Raw genomic sequence first — 19696 nt, forward strand, 5'->3', positions numbered from 1 at the left:
CGGCAGATCGGCGGGCGGCTCAGGCGCCGAAGTACGCCTGGGCCGCCCGCACTCCTTCGACCAGCGCGTCGACCTCCTCCGGCGTGTTGTAGACGTAGAAGGTCGCCCGCGTCGTCGCCGGAATCCCGTAGCGCCGCACGATCGGACGGGCGCAGTGGTGGCCGGCGCGGACCGCGACGCCCCGCTCGTCGAGCACCTGGCCGACGTCGTGCGGGTGGACGCCGTCGACCGTGAACGAGACCGCCGAGCCGCGGTCCGTGAGATCGCGCGGACCGATGACGCGTACGCCCGGGAGCTCCTGGAGCTGCTCCAGCGCCCGAGCCGTGAGCGTGTCCTCGTACGCGGCGACCTCGGCCATGCCCAGCGCCCGGAGATAGTCCACGGCCGCGGCCAGGCCCACCGCCTGCGGTGCCATCGGGACACCCGCCTCGAACCGCTGGGGCGGCGGCAGGAACGTCGTACGGTCCATCTCGACGACCTCGATCATCGAACCGCCCGTGAGGAACGGCGGGAGATCTGCGAGGAGTTCACGCCGGCCCCACAGCACCCCGACGCCGTTCGGGCCGAGCATCTTGTGCCCGGAGAAGGCGAGGAAGTCGGCGCCCGACTCCCGTACGTCGACGGGCCGGTGCGGCACGGACTGGGCGCCGTCGACCACGACGAGCGCCCCGGCGGCGTGGGCGCGGTCGGCGATCAGGCGGACCGGATTGAGCGTGCCCAGGACGTTCGACTGGTGCGTGAGGGCGATGACCTTGGTGCGCTCGTCGAGCAGCTCGTCGATGCGGGAGAGGTCGAGACGGCCCTCGTCGGTGAGCCCGAACCAGTCCAGCGTCGCGCCCGCGCGTTCGGCGAGCTGCTGCCAGGGCACCAGGTTCGCGTGGTGCTCCATCTCCGTCACCACGATCCGGTCGCCGGGGCCGATCCGGCCGGCGTTGCCGAGGGCGTAGGCGACGAGGTTGATGCCCTCCGTCGCGTTCTTCGTGAAGACGATCTCGTCCTCGCCGGCGCCGACGAAGCGGGCGATCGTGCGGCGCGCGTTCTCGTACGCCTCCGTCGCCTCCGCGGCCAGCTGGTGGGCCCCGCGGTGCACGGCCGCATTGTGGGTGAGATAGAAGTCCCGCTCGGCGTCGAGGACTTGGAGCGGTTTCTGGGTGGTGGCCCCGGAGTCGAGATAGACGAGCCGGGCGCCGCTCTCCACCGACCGTCCGAGGATCGGGAAGTCCTTGCGGAGCGCGTCCACGTCGAAGGCCACAGCGGCTCACCTCTCACGGTATTTTCTCTCGTTCAGCGTGAGGAACGCTAAGTCTTCTCACGGTGAATCGCAAGCATTAACATGAGAGGCGTGGATCATGACGCCCCCCACTACCTGCACCAGCTCCCGGTTCCCGGCGAGGAGCGCTATGTCTCGCTCTCCCTGGTCAACACGCGTTTTACGCTGAGCCACGGCCTGGTCGACCTGCTCGACGACGCCGAGGCCGCGCACCTGTGGCTCGTACGCCATGAGCTGCTGCCGGACCGGGTGGCGTTGAACGGGCGGCAGTTCGGCCGGCTCCTCGGGCTGCGCGAGTCCCTGCGGCCGCTGTTCGAAGCGCGTGCGGCCCGCGCCGTGCCGCCGGGGGAGAGCCTCGACACCCTCAACTCCGCGCTGGCGGCCGCCCCTTCGACGCCACGGCTCGCCTGGACGTCCGACGGCCCGCACCGTGCCGACGAGCCCGACACGGGCAACCCGGCCGCCGCCGCGCTCTCCCTCCTCGCCGAGGACGCCACGGAACTCCTCACCGGCTCCGAGGCCGACCAGCTGACCGAGTGCGCCGCCCAGGGCTGTGCCCGCTGGTTCCTCCGCTCCCACGCGGCCCGCCGCTGGTGCACGACGAAATGCGGCAACCGGGTACGGGCGGCACGGGCTTACGCGGCCCGCAAGGAGCGGTGAGCGACGATCCGGCCTGGTCCGGGAAAGGCCTTGCGGATCTCTGCCCCGCCCTGTCACGATCATCCGCATGATGATGCGAGAGGCGGACACCGCCACCCTCTGGTGAGCGCCGTGCCGGATCCCCGAGGGGGATCACTCCGAGGCGCGCGCAGCGCGCGCAGTTCCTTCGCCTGGCCCGACTCCTCCGCCGAACGCGTGGCTCTGGCACGCGTGTTGAGTGAGGACTGGCTCAAGTACGGCTTGTCCGTCCGCCCGGCCGACCGGCCGAGAGCGGAGGCCGCCGTCACCGCCCTGTACCGCCTGATCGGCGCACCACCGCCCGATTTCGTCTGGGTTCCCTCCCCGGCCGCGGCGCGGCAGGTCACGCTCGACCACTACGACCGCTTCCGCCCCGTGCGGTTGGACGCCGCCGCAGTTCCCGCACAGGGATCCGACTGGCCCCTGGTCGCCCGGCTGGCCAATCTGGCGTCGGAACTGCGGGAACGCATGAACGACCGGATCGGCCACCGGCCGTCCGCACGGTCCTCATGGGCGTGGGCCGACCCCACGCCGGGGACGGCACGCACCCTGGCGCCCGACGAAGCGCTCGCGGCGGGCATCGCGGCGGCCGACGTGGTCGAGGCCGTCGTGTACGACGCGCTGACCGCCACACTGCGCGACGCGGTGTGCGCCCCGGTCCGTACGGAGCTGACGCCCCCGGCCGTGGGCTCGCCGGGTCTGGCCTGGTACGGCCAGCACGACGCCGCCTGGGTCGCCCACTACGACGTGTTCGCGCGCGTCGGCCTGGCCACCTACCTGGGCGATGACCAGGACCAACTGGGCCTGTGGACCGAACTGGCCCGGTCGACGGGCTGGTGGTGGCCCGGCGACGGCATGTGCGTGATGTCCGAGCGGCCCACCGAGATCCATACCGAGCCCCAGCCCAGCGGCTTCCACGGCGAGTTGCGACTGCACCGCGACGACGGACCTGCCGTCCGGTTCGCGGACGGCGCTGAGGTCCACGTCCTGCACGGCACCCACGTACCGGAGTGGGTGGTCAAGGCTCCGACCGTCGAGCGCATCCACGCCGAGCGGAACGTGGAAGTGCGCCGCAGCGCCATCGAACGCATCGGCTGGGGCAGCTACATCGAACAGGCCCGACTCCGGCGCGTCGGCACGGCCGGCGACCCAGGCAACCCCGGCTCCGACCTCCACCTCTACGACGTACCCCGGGAACTCTGGGGCCGTCCCGCGCGCCTGCTGCTCGTCGTCAACGGCTCGGTCGAGCCGGACGGCCGCCGCCGGCGCTACGGGCTCAGCGTGCCCGACCACATCGAGGACCCGCTCTCGGCGGCCGGCTGGACGTACGGGCTGTCCGGCGAGCAGTACGCCCGACTCGTCCGCCGTACCTGAGACGGCTCGGGCGGCCTCGGCCCTCATCCGTCGGCGCCGACCTCCCCGCACGCAGGTCTCAAGGATCTTCCCCCACTCATCGCCTTCACAGGCCCTCACACTCAAGGTGACCCACATGACCATGACCCTTGCCGATCTCACCGACCTCACCGGTCTCGACGTCCTCGACCACCTGGAGCGCCAGGTGACCATCCCCGTCGTCGACGGCCTCCAGGCCCAGGGCGACCTGATCGTCATCCCGTACGCGTTCGTCGAACACAGCGTCTCCCAGCAGTCGTACGTGCGGTGGCAGGATGTCCCGGCCGGGGGCATCGAGCTGCTGCGCAGCGCCGCGGGCGGCAACCCGCACTCGCTCGTCGCCGACCCCGGCACCTGCCGTTTCACCAACAGCCTCTACGACCCCACACGCCTGGCCCTCGGCGTCATCGACACCAAGGCGGTCGCGTATCTCATCCACCCCGAGCACGGCGGCACGGGCATCGCGCCCGGCCGCTATGTCATACGCCGTCAGCGCGAGCGCAGCACGGAACGCCGGGCGTGGTCCGCCAACCGCATGATCGCGGACTGACGCGCCCGACCGGCTACCCGCTCACGGTCACCGTCACCGACGCCTGCGCAGGGGCGTGCGCCCGGTTGTACGCGCGGACCCGGATCTCGTGGCGGCCGGGACGCAGCCGCAGGTCGGCCGTCAGCCGTCCGGTGGCCGGGTCGTAGTGGCCCGGCGCGTGCCGGCCGTCCACCTCGACGTCGACACGCGCGGTGTCCACGCCCGACAGCGCGTCGGTGATCCGGGCCGCCAGACGGATGTCGGGGCCGTCGACCAGGGTCCCGTCGGCCGGTGTGAGCCGGGTGATGGACGGCGCGAGCGGGATCGGGCTGCCGCGCCTGCGGGACCTGCGCTGGATACGGGAGACGGAGGGTGGGACGGAGCGGTCGCCGTCCGCCGAGGGGATCGTCGCCTCGAAGACCAGGGGATGGTCCACGCCCCGGCGCACGCCCTTCCCCGCGACGATCGTGAACTCCACGCTCGTACGGCCCTTGGCGGGCACGGTGATACGGTCCGGCGCCCGGGTCGGCCGTATCGTCCAGTCGCCGAAGGCGCGGCCGGTCAGCTCGACGGTCTGGGGCGTTTCGTTGAAGTTGTAGACGTCGACCGACATCCGGGTCGTCGTGGACAGCCGGTAGCCGAGGGGCGGTTCGGCGTCGCCGTCCGCCTTGTTCGGCGCCGCGTTCGCGAGGTCGAACCGCTGGCTGAGCACGATGTGCTCGGCGACGGACAGGGGAGGGGCGGGGGACAGGGGAGAGGTTGCGGAGAGGGGAGGGGTTGCGGGGCGGGAGTCCGGGCCACCCTTCTCCCCGACGGCTCGCTGCACGCCCTCCTGCACGACATAGACAGGGTCCCGCGACACCTTCACCCGCCCCTCGGGCCCGACCGTCCCCACATGCCGGCCCATGATGTCGAACAGCTCGGCGGTCGCCCCGGACACCACCGGAATCGCTGTCTCCCCGTCGACCTCTCCCTCCGCCGCTCCCTCCGCCTCTCCCTCCGACTCCGCATCCGTCGCAGGCTTCCAGGCCACCGTGACCCGCCGCCCCGCGCCCGCCGCGAAGACGTAACACGCGTCGGACAACCGCTCCACGAAGCGCGCCTCACCGAGCAGTGAGGTGAGTGCGGCGAGGGCGCTGTAGGCGGGCCAGGGCTGGAAGTCGCGGCTGAGAAGCCCGAAGTAGACGCCCTCGTCGTGGAGCGGCGGCCCGCCGAACCAGAACTGCTTCCCCGTCCCGGCCGCCAGGCTCAGCACCGTCGCGCGGACGAGATATCGGGCCTGGACGGCCTGTTGTGCCGGGGTGAGGTCCGTGCCGGGCCGTGCGTCGAGGAGGATCCCGGCCTCGGTCATCCACATTGGCAGCCGCTCCGCCCCGTACAGACGGCGCAATTCTCTTTGCATGTCTGCCGCTTCGGGGAACGCGGGGTCTTCCTGGTCGCTCGGATCCGGATAGCCGTGGAAGCCCCAGGCGTCGGCGTAGCGGGCCACGTCGTTCTGCAGCATGAGGATCTGGAAGTGGCTGCCCGCCTCCGCGATGCCGGGGAGCACGGTGGTCGTGGTCGTCGGGCCCGCGTCCGCGATCCCGAGCGCGGCCGCCTTGACGAAGGCCGCGTGCTGGTCGCCGGTGGAACTGGTCCGGTCGACGTCGGGCTCGTTCGACAGCTGGATCGCGTCGGGCGCGGCGGCGGCCAGACGGGCGGCGTAGCGGTACGCGTCGCGCAGATCTGCGGGCAGCGGCAGCGAGGCCTGGGTCATCGCCCACTCCGGGGCGGTGGTCAGTACGTCGAGCGTCGCGAGCCCGTGGCGGTGGAAGGCCCGTCGCACACCGTCGTACAGCCGTGTGTCGTACACGCCCCGGCGGGGCTCGGCGGCGGGCCAGGACATTCCGTCGCGTACCTGTCCGGCGCCCATGTCCTTCATCGCGGCGGCGAAGGCGTCGAGCCGGGAGGGCGGTACGAGGGAGAAGACGTAGGTGTTGACGCCGAAGCGGTTGCCGGGGCCGGGGACGGGCCGCCGATCCGGTAGCCGCGCGAAGCAGCCGGTCACGTCCCCTGCCGTCACCCGGTAATGCCCGGGCGGCAGTTGGCGCAGTTCCGGCAGCGTGATCGTTGCCCGTTCCTGGCCGGCCGGGACGGTCGCCCGCCCTCGCGCGACCTCGTTCCCGAAGTAGTCGGTGACCGTGAACGCGAGCGCGCGAAGCTCCTTCGTACGTGCCTCCAGGACGAAGGTCAGTCGCGGGAGTTCGGGCTCGTCGCCCCGGTACGTGCCCAGGTTGTGGGCCGGGTCGCCGAGGTGGATGCCCAGGGGCGCGACGCCGCCGGTCACGGGCGTCAGCGTGAACCGGTCGAGGAGGAACCGGTAACCGGTGGAGTCGGTCAGCACGGCCGGCTCATCGGCCACGAATGTGATCGTGTTCCGGCCGCTCACCAACTCGACGACGCCGAGGTCAAGTTCGGACAGGTCACCCCACGCGGGGGTGGATTCGTACCAGTACGGCTGCGAGCGGGCGACCGGGACCGGGGGACCGTCGCCCACCGCGAGCTTGAAGTACGAGCCGACCTCCTCGATGTGCGGCTGCTCGACCGGGACCGTGGCCACAGCGACGATCCGGTACGGCCCTTCGGCGGGGACGTCGACCTCGTATGTCGCGTACCAGCCTCGTTCCGGGGGCCGTCGTGCCGTCGCCAGCGCCAGTAACGCGCCACCCGAAGCCCGGCGGTCCCGGACCGTGGGGATGTTCGTGCGGACGGCCGACTCGCCCTGCACCGTGATCGCCGCCGCCCGCGTGCCCCCTGGGATCTGGAACAGGCCCGCACCCCCCTTGACCCCCAACGACCCGAGCCCCAACACCTTCACCGCCGTACGCCTGTCCATAGCCATGCGATCCAGCGGACCACGGGGCCGGGGACGCGGGCGTCGTACCGTCGAAGGGGCCGGCCCGGATCCACGTCGGGGGACGTCTCCTCCTACGGGCGGACAGCGACCCCGAGAGGGCAGGGGGTTCGGCCTCACCCATAGCCGCGGTCGTCCCAGGACTGGAATCCGGCGAATCCGACGGCGTCGTGGTGTCCCGGTGCCAGGACAGGCAGTGAGCCCTTGTCGGGGAGCTCGGGAAAGTCGGCGACGGCAAGCTCCACGTCCGCCGTGCACGCGTCGTGCCCGCATTCGCACGCGACCCGTACACCGTGTTCAGCGCACCGTCCGGAGCCCAGGGGCGGGCGGAGAACCGCTGGTACTGCGAGACGACGGCCCTGTTGGCGAACCGCGACAGCCGCCGGCGCTCGACGGCCGTCGCAGCCACGGGCCCTTCGGCCAGAGGCCCGGCGAACAGCGCCTCCACCTCCGCGACGGTGTCCGCCACGCTCTGTCGCCCGTCGACGACCAGCTTTCGCCCGCCGTACTCCTCCACCCGCGCCTCGATCTCCCGCCGCAGCGCCTGATACAGCGGGAAGGCGCCCTCGCCCGGCGACAGCCCCCGCTCGACGAGCCGGGCGTACTGCACCTCCGCCGTCGGCAGGAGCCACACGGCCCGCCCGGACGCGCCCGTTCCGCACGCGCCCGTTCCGCACACGCCCGCGACGGACGGTGTGACGGGTGTGCCCTCGGCGATGACGAGAGGCGACCGGGGGAGGGCGCGTACGTCGTCGGCGATCATCGCGCCACGCTCATGGTGCAGGGACATCGCGAGCAGGTCCTCGACCGGTGCCGTCCACCGCTCGGCGCGAGGAAGCCGCTCCCAGGCGATCGCGGCCGTGTGCCCGGCCGCGATCGCCCGGTCCCGGTGCCCCCACGTACGGGCGTCCGCGTTGTACCACCGCAGCCCGTGCCGCCGCGCGAGCACCCGGGCCACGGTCGTCTTGCCGGCCCCTGGCGGTCCGCCGAGCCACAGCACCGGGGGCATCTCGCCCATCCGCCCTCTCCCTTGCGTCTCACGATCCACCGAGCGACTCGCGGAGTCTCGCAGAACCCTCGCCAGCCGGCTGCGAGCGCCAGGCGGCCGAGAGCGCCGGGCTGCGGGCTGCGTGCGCCGGGCGGCGGGATCGGCCGAATGGTCGAGGAGCCGTCCCGCGAACCCTGACCGTTCGGCCGAGGCGCGCGCCCGGGCTCGCGGGCGAGGGTGGAGCCGCTTACTCCGCAGGCCACGAACCACCGCACCGCCACTGGAAGTTCGAGCGCCGGAAAAGACCAGAAGAGGACCACGTCACGTCATGAGCACCGTTCTGGCCGGTCACGGCCTCACCAAGAAGTACGGCTCCACCACCGCGCTGGCCGACGTGGACGTCGAGGTCGGCGCGCGCGACTCGCTGGCGATCATGGGACCGTCCGGTTCCGGCAAGTCCACCCTGCTCCACATCCTGGCCGGGATCATCCGCCCCGACGGTGGCCAGGTGCTGCTGCGCGGCGAGCGAAGCGAGATGGGGGTCCCCCCGGCCGAAGTCCCCCAGCCTTCGGCCGGGGGTGCCCCCAGGGGGAGGATCGACAAGCTGGGGGAGAACCGGCTCAGCGCCCTGCGCCGCAGGCGGTTCGGGTTCGTCTTCCAGTTCGGCCAGCTGCTGCCGGAGCTGCCCGCCGAGGAGAACGTCGCCCTGCCGCTGATGCTGGAGGGCATGCCCCGCCGGCGGGCCGTCGTCCGCGCCCGCCGCTGGTTCGCGCCGCTGGGCCTCGACGGACTGGAACGCCGCCGGCCCGGCCAGCTGTCCGGCGGCCAGGCCCAGCGCGTCGCCATCGCCCGCGCCCTGGTCGTCGAACCGGACGTCGTCTTCGCCGACGAACCGACCGGTGCCCTGGACCAGGCCACCAGCGAGGAGGTCGTGCGCCTGCTGACCTCCGTCACTCGCGATCAGGGCGCCGCCCTGGTCATGGTCACCCACGACGCCGACGTCGCCGCGCACTGCGACCGGATCCTCCAGGTCCGCGACGGCCGGATCAGCAGCCACAGCCAGTACACGGTCGCCTGACCCGACCGCGCCGAAAAGACCTCCGGAGATCTCATGCGTTCCCCTGTCCCACCCCTGACCTGGCACCTGGCCCGCTCATCCGGCCGCCGCGGCCTGCAGAGCCAACTGCTCGCGGCCGGGGCCGCCGCCGTCGGCTCGCTCGTCCTGCTGGTGCTGCTCGCCGCCTACCTCGGTTCCGGCGCCCGCGCCGACCGCACCGCCTGGCGCATCCCCGAGCCCGCCCGGCACGGCACCGCCGTCCAGGCCCTGGCCACGACGTTCGTCCGCGACGAGCCCGTCACCGTCGTGTCGCTGGCCCAGCTGCCCGACCGCAAGGCGACTCCCGCACCGCCGGGCCTGACCAGCTTCCCCAAGAAGGGCGAGGTGTACGTCTCGCCCGCCCTGGCCGAACTGATGCACAAGCTGCCCGCCGACCAGCTGGCCAACCGCTTTCCGAAGGCGGCCGATGGATCGTCGTACGGCACGATCGGTGCGGCCGGTCTTGCATCGCCCGACGAACTGGTCGCCGTGGTGGGCCGGGCTTCGACCGACCCCGCGGTGTCCACGGCGGCCGGGGGAGACGGCAGCTGGTTCGACGAGGGGCAGAGCGCGCGGGCCGGGATATCCGGGTTCTCCGGGACCGAGCCGAGCCTGTTCACCGCAGGCGACCAGGGCATCATGCTGCTGGGCGTGGGCTTGGTGGCCGTGCCCGTGATGGTGCTGGCCGCGGCGGCGGGGCGGCTGGGAGCGGCCCGGCGCGAGCAGCGGCTGGCCGCGCTCCGGCTGGCCGGCGCGACACCGCGCCAGATCCTCGCGATGACCGGCCTGGAGGCGACGGCCGTCGGCGCGGCCGGGGCTCTGGCGGGTGCGCTGGCGTACTGCGCCCTGCTGCCCGCCCTGGCCGAGGTTCCGTACGGCATCGGCGGCTGGTACACCGGCGAGCTGTGGGTGGGGCTGCCCTGGCTGGTGACGGTCGTGGTCGCGGTGGCCGGGTTGATCGCCTTCAGCGCGATGTCGATGCTGCGCCAGGTGGCGACCTCGCCCCTCGGTGTTGCCCAGCAGGCGAACCCGCGCCGCACTCGGCTGATCCGGCTGGTGCTGTTCGCGGCAGCCCTGGTCTACATCCGATCGTCCATGGACGGTGGCGACCTCAAGCCCGGGCAGATGGTCGCCCTGATGACGCTGTTCTACGGCGCGTTCTGGCTGCTCGGCCCGTGGGTCGTGGACCGGCTGGGCCGGATCGTGGGCCGTCTCGCCCGCCGCCCGGCGACTCTGCTGGCCGCGCGCCGGCTCAGCGACGATCCGCGCGGCGCCTGGCGCACCGTCAGCGGTCTCGTGCTGGCCGGGTTCGTGGCCGGGTTCTTCACCGTCGGCCAGCTCGGTGGCATCGGCTTCGACTACCGGGGTCAGGTCGCTCTGCCCACCGCGAGCGCGGCCAAGGCAGGGCACGCGGCCGCCGAGGCCCGTACGCTGCTGCGCGAGGCCGGGGTCACCGCGAAGGTCGGCATCGGGGGCAACGACATCCTGGTGGATGACAAGGGCGTGATCGTTCGCGTCACCGGCGGCCCGGCTCAGGTCGACACGGCCCTCACCGTTCTGCAGCCGCTCACGTCCGGGCCGTTGCCGCGCACCCAGAACTACCTCAACGCCGAGGACGACATATACACCAAGCGCCTCGCCGACCTGGGCACCGTCCTCCTGGCCGTGAGCTTCGCCGTGGCCATCGCCTCCGCCGGTCTCACCGCAGCCGCGAACGTCCTTGACCGGCGCCGGGTGTACGGCCTGCTGCGACTGACCGGCACCCCGCTGAAAGTGCTGGACCGGGCAAGGGTCCGGGAGACGGCTCTGCCGTTGGTCGTCCTCGCCGGCGGCACGACCGCGACCGGCATCTACGCCGCGTTCCAGTTCAACAAGGCGGCGGGCAGCACGATCAGCACCTCCGGCGCGGTACAACTGGCCGTGTGCGTCACGGTGGGCGTGCTGGTCATGTTCGCCGCGATCAGTGGCAGCAGGCCGCTGCTGCGGAGGGTGACGGCCGACCCGGCACAGACCGCGGACTGACAGCGGCGGCCCGGGGCGGCGACGGGATCGTAGCCAATTGCATAAACGTGCAGCGAAACGTATAGTCATGCCATCCCAGGAGGAGGGTTCCATGACGGTACGTGCGGCGGTGGCGGGAGCGAGTGGGTACGCGGGCGGAGAGCTGCTGCGCCTGCTCCTGGCCCACCCCGAGATCGAGATCGGCGCTCTGACCGGCAATTCCAACGCCGGTCAGAGCCTCGGTGCGCTGCAGCCGCACCTGCTGCCACTGGCCGACCGCGTGCTCCGGGAAACCACTCCCGACGTGCTCAGCGGGCATGACGTCGTCTTCCTGGCGCTGCCCCACGGACAGTCCGCCGCCGTCGCCGAGCAGCTCGGCCCGGACGTCCTGGTCGTGGACATGGGGGCCGACTTCCGGCTGAAGGACGCCGCGGACTGGGAGAAGTTCTACGGTTCGGCGCACGCCGGGACCTGGCCGTACGGCCTGCCCGAACTGCCGGGTGGCCGCGCCGCGCTGGAGGGGTCCCAGCGCATCGCGGTACCCGGCTGCTACCCGACGGCCGCCTCGCTCGCGCTCGTCCCCGCGTACGCGGCGGGGCTCGCCGAGCCCGAGGCCGTGATCGTCGCCGCCTCCGGGACCTCGGGCGCGGGCAAGGCGCCCAAGCCGCATCTGCTGGGCTCCGAGGTCATGGGCTCCATGTCCCCGTACGGCGTGGGCGGCGTCCACCGGCACACCCCCGAGATGATCCAGAACCTCGGCGCGGCCGCCGGTGAGCCGGTCACCGTCTCCTTCACGCCCACCCTCGCGCCGATGCCCCGCGGCATCCTCGCCACCTGCAGCGCGAAGGCCAGGGACGGCGTCACGGCGGAATCCGTACGGGCGGCCTACGAGAAGGCCTACGGCGACGAGCCGTTCATCCACCTGCTGCCCGAGGGGCAGTGGCCCTCGACCGCGTCCGTCTACGGCTCCAACGCCGTTCAGATCCAGGTCGCGCACGACGCGACCGCGCACCGCATCATCGCGATCAGCGCCATCGACAACCTCACCAAGGGCACCGCGGGCGGCGCGGTGCAGAGCATGAACATCGCCCTCGGGTTTCCCGAGGAGCTCGGGCTTACCACGATCGGAGTCGCACCGTGAGTGTCACCGCTGCCAAGGGCTTCACCGCCTCGGGCATCGCAGCAGGCATCAAAGAGAACGGCAACCCGGACCTCGCCCTCGTGGTCAACAACGGCCCCCGTCTGGCCGCCGCGGGCGTCTTCACCTCGAACCGGGTGAAGGCCGCGCCGGTGCTGTGGTCGGAGCAGGTCCTCAAGGGCGGCCTCGTCTCCGCAGTCGTCCTCAACTCCGGCGGCGCCAACGCCTGTACGGGACCCAAGGGCTTCCAGGACACGCACGCCACCGCGGAGAAGGCCGCCGAGATCCTCGGTCACAACGCCGGGGAGGTCGCCGTCGCCTCCACCGGCCTCATCGGCGTACTGCTCCCCATGGACAAGCTGCTGCCGGGAGTCGAACAGGCCGCCGCCGCCCTGGACGAGCACGGCGGTGAGAAGGCCGCCATCGCCATCAAGACCACCGACACCGTCCACAAGACCTCCGTGGCCACCGGCGACGGCTGGACCGTGGGCGGCATGGCCAAGGGCGCCGGCATGCTCGCCCCCGGCCTCGCCACCATGCTCGTCGTCCTCACGACGGACGCCGATGTCGAGAGCGACGTACTGGACGGGGCGCTGCGCGCCGCCACCCGCACCACGTTCGACCGTGTCGACTCCGACGGCTGCATGTCCACCAACGACACCGTGCTGCTGCTCGCTTCCGGGGCTTCCCAAGTCACCCCGGACCACGAGGAGTTCGCCGAAGCCGTACGCGCGGTCTGCGACGACCTCGGCCGGCAGCTCATCGGCGACGCCGAGGGCGCCAGCAAGGACATCAAGGTCGAGGTGATCAACGCCGCGACCGAGGACGACGCCGTCGAGGTGGGCCGCTCCATCGCCCGCAACACCCTCCTCAAGTGCGCCATCCACGGCGAGGACCCCAACTGGGGCCGTGTCCTGTCCGCCATCGGCACCACCACGGCCGCCTTCGAGCCCGACCAGCTGAACGTCGCCATCAACGGCGTATGGGTCTGCAAGAACGGTGGCGTGGGCGAAGACCGCGACAAGGTCGACATGCGTTACCGCGAGGTCCACATCGTCGCGGACCTCGCCGCGGGCGGCGAGACCGCCACGATCTGGACCAACGACCTCACCGCGGACTACGTCCACGAGAACAGCGCGTATTCCTCATGAGCAATGTGACGCGGAAACACACCGCACTGCCCAAGGCCCAGATCCTCATCGAGGCCCTGCCCTGGCTGACCCGGCACAACGGCAAGACGGTCGTCATCAAGTTCGGCGGCAACGCCATGGTGAACGAGGACCTGAAGGCCGCCTTCGCCCAGGACGTCGTCTTCCTGCGGCATGCCGGCCTCAAGCCCGTCGTGGTGCACGGCGGCGGCCCCCAGATCAACGCGCAGCTCGATCTGCACGGACTGGAGAGCGAGTTCAAGGCCGGGCTGCGGGTGACGACGCCGGAAGCGATGGACGTCGTACGCATGGTCCTGGCCGGACAGGTGCAGCGCGAGATCGTGGGGCTGCTCAACCAGCACGGACCGCTCGCCGTCGGACTCACCGGCGAGGACGCGCACACCATCACCGCCACCAAGCACCAGCCCGAGATCGACGGGGAGTTGGTCGACATCGGGCGGGTCGGCGAGATCACCGAAATCGACACAGGCGCGATCGAGGCGCTGCTCTCGGACGGCCGGATCCCGGTCATCTCATCGATCGCCCGCTCCCAGGACGACGGACATGTCTACAACGTCAATGCTGATACGGCGGCTGCGGCACTCGCTGCGGCACTTGGCGCCGAAACCCTCATGGTCCTCACGGACGTCGAGGGCCTCTACGAGGACTGGCCGAACTCCGACGAGGTGATCAGCCGCCTCACCGCCTCCGAACTGGAGAAGCTGCTGCCCGACCTGGCCAGCGGCATGGTGCCGAAGATGGAGGGGTGTCTGCACGCCGTGCGCAACGGCGTCACCACGGCGCGCGTGATCGACGGCCGGGTCCAGCACTCGATCCTGCTGGAGATCTTCACCGACGAGGGCATCGGCACGATGGTCGTGCCGGACGAAAAGACCGAGGGGGACGCATGACCGGGACCTCGATGAACACCGAGCTCACCCAGCGGTGGCAGGGCGCGCTCATGGACAACTACGGCACCCCGCGGCTGCCGCTCGTCCGTGGTGAGGGCGCCAAGCTGTGGGACGCCGACGGCAAGGAGTACCTCGACTTCGTCGGCGGGATCGCGGTGAACGCGCTCGGCCACGCCCACCCCGCGATCGTCGAGGCCGTCAGCAAGCAGATCGCCTCACTCGGCCATGTCTCCAACCTCTTCGTCGCCGAGCCTCCCGTCGCGCTCGCCGAACGGCTGCTCCAGCTCTTCGGACGTGACGGACGCGTGTACTTCTGCAACTCCGGAGCGGAGGCCAACGAGGGCGCCTTCAAGATCGGCCGGCTGACCGGGCGTGCGCACATGGTGGCCACCCAGGGCGGCTTCCACGGCCGGACCATGGGCGCCCTCGCGCTCACCGGGCAGCCGGGCAAGCAGGAGCCGTTCCTGCCGCTGCCGGGCGACGTCACGCACGTCCCGTACGGCGACGCGCAGGCGCTGGCCGCCGCCGTCACCGAGGACACCGCGCTGGTCGTCATCGAGCCGATCCAGGGTGAGAACGGCGTGGTCGTGCCGCCCGCCGGCTACCTCAAGGCGGCCCGTGCCATCACCGCGGCTACCGGCAGCCTTCTCGTCCTCGACGAGGTGCAGACGGGGGTCGGGCGGACCGGGCACTGGTTCGAGTACCAGGCCCACGAGGGTGTCCTCCCGGACATCGTCACGCTGGCGAAGGGGCTCGGCGGCGGACTGCCCCTCGGCGCGACCGTCGCCTTCGGCAGGGCCGCCCAGTTCCTGAAGCCCGGCCACCACGGCACGACGTTCGGCGGGAACCCGGTCGCGTGCGCCGCCGGACTCGCCGTCCTCGACACCATCGAGGCCGAGGGCCTGCTGGAGAACGTGAAGCGGGCGGGCGAAAAGCTGCGGGACGGAATCGAATCACTGGGCAACCCGATGATCGGCCATGTCCGGGGCTCGGGCCTTCTGCTGGGTATCGTGCTCACCGAGCCGCTCGCGCCCCAGGTGCAACAGGCGGCTCAGGACGCCGGCCTCCTGGTGAACGCGCCCGCCCCCGATGTCGTACGGCTGATGCCGCCGCTGAACCTGCGCGACGACGAGGTGGACGCCCTCCTCCGGGCGCTGCCCGGCGTCCTCGACGCAAGCGCGAGCGCGGCGAAGGCTGCGAACGCGGCGAAGGCAGCCGACGGGGACGGACGATCCGGAGAATGAGACGACGATGAGTCAGGCGCAGGATCACGAGCAGGCCGGGCCTGCCGTGCCCCAGACCCGCACCGCACGCCACCGCCGGATCGTGGACATCCTCAACCGGCAACCGGTGCGCTCCCAGAGCCAGTTGGCAAAGCTCCTCGCCGACGACGGGCTGACCGTCACCCAGGCGACGCTCTCCCGGGACCTGGACGAGCTGAACGCGGTGAAGATCCGCAACAACGACGGTGACCTCATCTACGCGGTACCGAGCGAGGGCGGCTTCCGCACCCCGCGCGCGCCGCTGGGCGAGTCGGCCAAGGAAGAGCGGATGCGGAGGCTCTCCGCGGAGCTGCTGATCTCCGCGGAGGCGTCCGCCAACCTCGTGGTCCTGCGTACGCCGCCGGGTGCGGCCCAGTTCCTCGCCTCGGCCATCGACCAGGCGGAACTGCACGACATCCTCGGCACCATCGCCGGCGACGACACCCTGCTGCTGATCAGCCGCAACCCGACGGGCGGTCAGGCGCTGGCGGATCATCTGCTGCGACTGGCGCAGCACAACAACCACCACTGACGACCGAGACAGGCGGGCCCTAACCGAGACGGGCGGCGAGACCTCCGGTGCACCGGACCTCGTCGCCCGCCGTGATGAGCAGCGCCTCGATGCCGGGCAGGGATTCCAGCCAGCCGAGGGCCTGCCGGGAGCCCATCGCGAAGGCCGCCGTCGCCCAGGCGTCCGCCCAGGTGAGCCGGGGGCCCACCACGGTCACGGCCACCAGGTCGGTGACCGCGGACCGGCCGGTGCTCGGGTCCACGATGTGGGTGCCGCGCTCGGCGGAACCGGACGTGGCGATGGCCAGTTCGTCGGCGCCGGCCGCGGAGACGACCGCCGCGAGGGAGCCGGGGCGCAGCGGATCCGACACACCGACCCGCCACGGCCGCTGCGGCCCCGGCGTGCCGCACAGCTGCACGTCGCCCCCGCCGTTCACGCTCACGCCGGTCGCCCCGGCCGCGAGCAGATGCCGGGCCACACGCTCGACCGACCAGCCCTTCACCAGCCCCGTCGGGTCGAGGACACCCGCGTACTCCGTGCTGAACCAGCCCTCGCTCAACCGCTCGGCCTGGGCGCACAGTTCGAGGACCTCGGCGACCTCCGGGTCGCACGCGTCGACGGTCAGCTCGCCGCGGCCGAGCCGGGAGATCTGGCTGTCCTCCCGGTAGGTGCTGAACACCGCGTCCACCGTGTGGAGCTGGGCGATCGCCTCCTCCAAGGCGGTCCGGACCGCCTTGGGTTCGCCGCCGCGTATGTCGAACGAGACGACCGTGCCCATGACCTCCTCCGCGTGGCGCACCGCCGCGGGAGGAGCCTCCGTGGGCTCAGCCACCGGCCTGGTCCAGGGCGGACTGCAACGACTGCTTGTAGCCGGCGCTGGTGTAGGTGGCGCCGGAGACGGCGTCGATGTCGGCGCTGCCCGCGGCGACGGCCTCCTGGTTGAGCTTGGGCACCGAGTTGCCGCTGATCTGCGTGCTGCGCCCGCCGCTGGGCTTCTGCAGCGCCTCGGCCTCGGTGACCTTTCCGCCGCTGACGGTGACACGGACCTGGACCGGGCCGTACTGGGTCTGCGCGACGTCGCCGGTCAGGACCTGCGTCTGCCCCGAACCGGAGCCGGCTCCCGCTCCGGAGCCGGCACCTGCCCCGGCACCGGATCCGGCCTCGGCACCGGAGCCCTGGCCCGACTCCTGCCCGCCGCCCGCCGCACCGGCCTGGTCCAGGGCGGACTGCAGGGACTTCTTGTAGCCGGCGCTGGTGTAGGTGGCGCCGGAGACGGCGTCGATGTCGGCGCTGCCCGCGGCGACGGCCTCCTGGTTGAGCTTGGGCACCGAGTTGCCGCTGATCTGCGTGCTGCGCCCGCCGCTGGGCTTCTGCACCGCCTCAGCCTTGGTGATCTTGCCGCCGCTCATGGTGATGCGGACCTGGACCGGGCCGTACTGCGTCTGGGCCACGTTGCCGGTGAGCGTGCCGGCCCCGCCGGCCTGCTGCTGCGAGCTGCCGCCCTGCGGCGACTGGGCCGCCCCCTGGGGCGCCCCGCCCTGCGCGGACGCGGCCGTAGGATCCGACGCCGGCTTCAGCGACAGGACCAACACGATTCCGGACACGGTGGCGGCAGTGGCGAGGACGGCACGCCGAATGGGGTGGCTCTTCTTCATGTCTCCTGACTCCCGTCGCTCACATCTCGAACGACTCGTGATGGATGCGGCGGGCCGGAACGCCCGCGCCGCGGAGTGCTTCGTACACCTGCTGCGCGAAGCCGGGAGGCCCGCACAGAAAGACGTCATGGCTGTCGATGTCCGGCAGCTTCCGGCGCAGGGTCTCCGCCGAGATGTCCGGGCGTTCCCCGTCCGGGCTGTTGACCGCGTACATGAGCCGGGCGCCCCGCTCGTCGGCGATCGAGGCCAGCTCGTCCCACAGGGCAAGGTCCTGGGTGCTGTTGGCCCGGTAGAGCAGCGTCAGGTCACCGGCCGCGCCGGGCAGCGTCTCGAACAGCGCCCGCATCGGGGTGATCCCGACACCGCCGGCCACCAGCAGCACCTTGCCGCGGCTGCGCCGGGACGCGGTCATTGCCCCATAGGGGCCTTCGGCCCATACGCGGGTACCGGGCTCCAGCTCGCGCAGCCTGCTGCTGTGGTCGCCGATCGCCTTCACCGTGACGCGCAGCATGTTGGGGCGCGGCGCCGCCGACAGCGAGTACGGGTGCGAGCTGAACCGCATGCCCGGCGCCAGGAAGCGCCACCGGAAGAACTGCCCGGCCTCGGCGCCCAGCCGGTGCAGCCGCCGTCCCGAGATCAGCACCGAGACGATCCCGGGCGCCTCCTCGACGACCTCCGCGACCCGCATGCGGTGCCGCATGTTGAGCCGGACCGGCACGAGCACCCGGTACCAGAGCGCCAGTGCGGTCACGGACCCGTACAGCACGTACCAGGCCGTGGTCGCGGCGGGCTGGACGGCGAAGTCGTTCCCGGTGGTCAACTGGTGCCAGAACGACAGGTACACCGCCGCGTACGTGAGCAGGTGGATGTGGTACCAGGTGTCGTACCCGATCATGCGCCGGATTCCGCCGGTGGAGATCAGGCCGATGAACAGCAGCAGGCCGGTGCCGATCGCGGCCTTGCCCATGTCCGGCAGCGTGTTGATCGATTCGATGGTCTGCTGCACGATCCCCGAGAAGCCGAGGCCGGCCTGCAGGGCGTAGCCGTACATGGTCAGCACGAGATGCGCGAGCACCAGACAGAGCGTGTAGCGGCCGCTCAACGCGTGCCAGCGTGCCACCCGGTCGGAGCCGACCCGGCGTTCCAGCGCGGGTACGCGGGCCATCTGCAGCACGACCAGAGCCATCAGATACCCGGCGAGCAGACCGGTGATCCGGCCCGCGTTGAGTATCCGGCTTGTGTTGTCCGCGATGGCGGGGGTGTTGCTCCACCACAGCCAGACCACCGCCACCGCGCCCGCCCAGACAGCGAGCAGCAGCGGGACGGCAGGGTTGCGGCGAGGGCGGATACGGCGCATTGTCTGGCGCCGCGCAGCGCGACCGCCGGCGATCGTACTCACGGTTCCTCCGTGGGACTGGCGAAAGGGGAGTGGCCCTTGGCCCAGTGGTACGTGCGGCGGCGGCTGTGCGTTCAGAGACCGGCCGAGTCCGGTGCGGACCGGAGTGACTGTCGGTAACGCTCGTCCTCAGTAGCGCGTGATCGCCGTCGGTCCGCTCGCCGTGCCGATGGCGATGTGCGGTGTGCGCGCGGGGTCGGCCCAGTCCAGGATGCGCCGCATCGCGTTCCGCGGCACCGAGACACAACCGGCCGTCGCTCCACGCCCGTTGACATGCAGGAAGATCCCCGCGCCTCGCCCACGCACGGGCCGCTCGTAGTTGAAGCCGATGACGAGCGCGTACGCGTACTGCCTGCCGTACGAGATCAGGTGCTCGGCCTCGGCGGCGCGGCAGTCGGCCGGGCGCGGCTCGGTCCAGCGGTTGTAGGAACGGGAGTCGTTGTCCTGGCACCACCAGGAGTTCTGGTGCACCCGGCGGTACGTGACGGCCGTCCCTCGCGGCGCAGGTCCGATGCCGAACGCGTACGGCAGGTCGTACAGGCCGGTGGGTGTGGTGTTCGTGCCCTGTTTGCGGGAGCCGCCCTCGGCGAGCCCCCGCGCCCCGAAGCGGGCCGGCGCGGAACCGGTCTTCACCCAGTGGCCGTCGCGCCGGTCCCACCAGGTGACCGTGCCCGTCGTCGAGGAGGTCCGGGAGGCCCGCGCGATGATCAGCTGGCTGCCGCCGCCGGTGTCCGCCATACGCTCGGGCAGCGGCAGGCGTTCGGCGGGGCCGCCGGGGGCGAGGACGAGGAGGGACGCGGACACGAGGACAGCGGCTCCGGGGCGCAT

Annotated in this window: 18 protein-coding genes; 11 read left to right on the top strand and 7 right to left on the bottom strand. The window is 71.8% G+C overall.

Annotated elements, in window-relative coordinates:
* Positions 1–19: 19 nt before the first annotated feature.
* The gene (locus FE633_RS14300; protein ID WP_138045516.1) at positions 20–1252 is read right to left on the bottom strand and encodes a cysteine desulfurase; all 1233 of its coding nucleotides are present in this window, start codon (positions 1250–1252) and stop codon (positions 20–22) included.
* An 81-nt stretch (positions 1253–1333) separates the two neighbouring features.
* Here FE633_RS14300 and FE633_RS14305 point away from each other — a divergent pair, with 81 nt between their 5' ends.
* The 3 genes from FE633_RS14305 to FE633_RS14315 all read left to right on the top strand — a co-directional run bounded on the left by FE633_RS14305 (position 1334) and on the right by FE633_RS14315 (position 3890).
* Positions 1334–1930, top strand: a complete 597-nt coding sequence (locus FE633_RS14305) for an ABATE domain-containing protein (RefSeq protein WP_171059947.1) — start codon at positions 1334–1336, stop codon at positions 1928–1930.
* Positions 1931–2125: 195 nt separating this feature from the next.
* On the top strand, positions 2126–3322 hold the full coding sequence (locus tag FE633_RS14310; protein WP_138045518.1) for a DUF6745 domain-containing protein: 1197 nt from the start codon (positions 2126–2128) through the stop codon (positions 3320–3322).
* A 115-nt stretch (positions 3323–3437) separates the two neighbouring features.
* Positions 3438–3890: a hypothetical protein gene (locus FE633_RS14315; RefSeq protein ID WP_246113607.1), complete on the top strand. Its 453-nt coding sequence runs from the start codon at positions 3438–3440 to the stop codon at positions 3888–3890.
* A 13-nt stretch (positions 3891–3903) separates the two neighbouring features.
* Here the strand turns inward: FE633_RS14315 and FE633_RS14320 are convergent, their stop codons facing one another.
* Together FE633_RS14320 and FE633_RS49225 are read right to left on the bottom strand one after the other, a co-directional pair.
* A complete protein-coding gene (locus tag FE633_RS14320) occupies positions 3904–6750 on the bottom strand; it encodes a carbohydrate-binding protein (protein ID WP_138045519.1) in 2847 nt (948 codons plus the stop codon).
* Positions 6751–6878: 128 nt separating this feature from the next.
* A complete protein-coding gene (locus FE633_RS49225; protein WP_281291182.1) occupies positions 6879–7007 on the bottom strand; it encodes a hypothetical protein in 129 nt (42 codons plus the stop codon).
* Positions 7008–7025: 18 nt separating this feature from the next.
* On the opposite strand from FE633_RS49225, the gene FE633_RS47760 reads away from it, so the two are divergent.
* From FE633_RS47760 to FE633_RS14360, 8 genes are all read left to right on the top strand, one after another.
* Positions 7026–7310, top strand: a complete 285-nt coding sequence (locus tag FE633_RS47760) for a hypothetical protein (protein ID WP_212747217.1) — start codon at positions 7026–7028, stop codon at positions 7308–7310.
* Positions 7311–8078: 768 nt separating this feature from the next.
* Positions 8079–8828 (top strand): ABC transporter ATP-binding protein, encoded by a 750-nt coding sequence (locus tag FE633_RS14330; protein WP_138045520.1) that lies wholly within the window; start codon positions 8079–8081, stop codon positions 8826–8828.
* Positions 8829–8861: 33 nt separating this feature from the next.
* A complete protein-coding gene (locus FE633_RS14335; RefSeq protein ID WP_138045521.1) occupies positions 8862–10868 on the top strand; it encodes an FtsX-like permease family protein in 2007 nt (668 codons plus the stop codon).
* A 91-nt stretch (positions 10869–10959) separates the two neighbouring features.
* Positions 10960–11988: an N-acetyl-gamma-glutamyl-phosphate reductase gene (gene argC / locus FE633_RS14340; RefSeq protein ID WP_138045522.1), complete on the top strand. Its 1029-nt coding sequence runs from the start codon at positions 10960–10962 to the stop codon at positions 11986–11988.
* Positions 11985–13136, top strand: a complete 1152-nt coding sequence (gene argJ, locus FE633_RS14345) for a bifunctional glutamate N-acetyltransferase/amino-acid acetyltransferase ArgJ (RefSeq protein WP_138045523.1) — start codon at positions 11985–11987, stop codon at positions 13134–13136. The genes argC and argJ overlap by 4 nt, the downstream gene beginning before the upstream one ends.
* Complete coding sequence (gene argB, locus FE633_RS14350) at positions 13133–14044, top strand: acetylglutamate kinase (RefSeq protein WP_138045524.1); 912 nt, start codon at positions 13133–13135, stop codon at positions 14042–14044. The genes argJ and argB overlap by 4 nt, the downstream gene beginning before the upstream one ends.
* Positions 14041–15288, top strand: coding sequence for an acetylornithine transaminase (locus FE633_RS14355; protein WP_171059948.1), 1248 nt, complete (start codon positions 14041–14043; stop codon positions 15286–15288). The genes argB and FE633_RS14355 overlap by 4 nt, the downstream gene beginning before the upstream one ends.
* Positions 15289–15295: 7 nt before the next feature.
* A complete protein-coding gene (locus tag FE633_RS14360; protein ID WP_138045525.1) occupies positions 15296–15838 on the top strand; it encodes an arginine repressor in 543 nt (180 codons plus the stop codon).
* A 19-nt stretch (positions 15839–15857) separates the two neighbouring features.
* Here FE633_RS14360 and FE633_RS14365 read toward each other — a convergent pair whose 3' ends face one another.
* The 4 genes from FE633_RS14365 to FE633_RS14380 all read right to left on the bottom strand — a co-directional run bounded on the left by FE633_RS14365 (position 15858) and on the right by FE633_RS14380 (position 19696).
* Positions 15858–16649, bottom strand: a complete 792-nt coding sequence (locus FE633_RS14365) for an FAD:protein FMN transferase (protein WP_138045526.1) — start codon at positions 16647–16649, stop codon at positions 15858–15860.
* The gene (locus FE633_RS14370; protein ID WP_138045527.1) at positions 16642–17472 is read right to left on the bottom strand and encodes an FMN-binding protein; all 831 of its coding nucleotides are present in this window, start codon (positions 17470–17472) and stop codon (positions 16642–16644) included. Before FE633_RS14370 ends, FE633_RS14365 begins: the two co-directional genes overlap by 8 nt.
* A gap of 19 nt (positions 17473–17491) precedes the next feature.
* Complete coding sequence (locus FE633_RS14375) at positions 17492–18829, bottom strand: ferredoxin reductase family protein (protein WP_138045570.1); 1338 nt, start codon at positions 18827–18829, stop codon at positions 17492–17494.
* Positions 18830–18997: 168 nt separating this feature from the next.
* Positions 18998–19696 carry a L,D-transpeptidase family protein gene (locus FE633_RS14380; RefSeq protein WP_138045528.1) on the bottom strand — a complete coding sequence of 233 codons (699 nt, stop codon included), beginning with the start codon at positions 19694–19696 and terminating at the stop codon, positions 18998–19000.

The organism is Streptomyces montanus, assembly GCF_005786655.1.
Taxonomy (GTDB): Bacteria; Actinomycetota; Actinomycetes; order Streptomycetales; family Streptomycetaceae; genus Streptomyces; species Streptomyces sporangiiformans.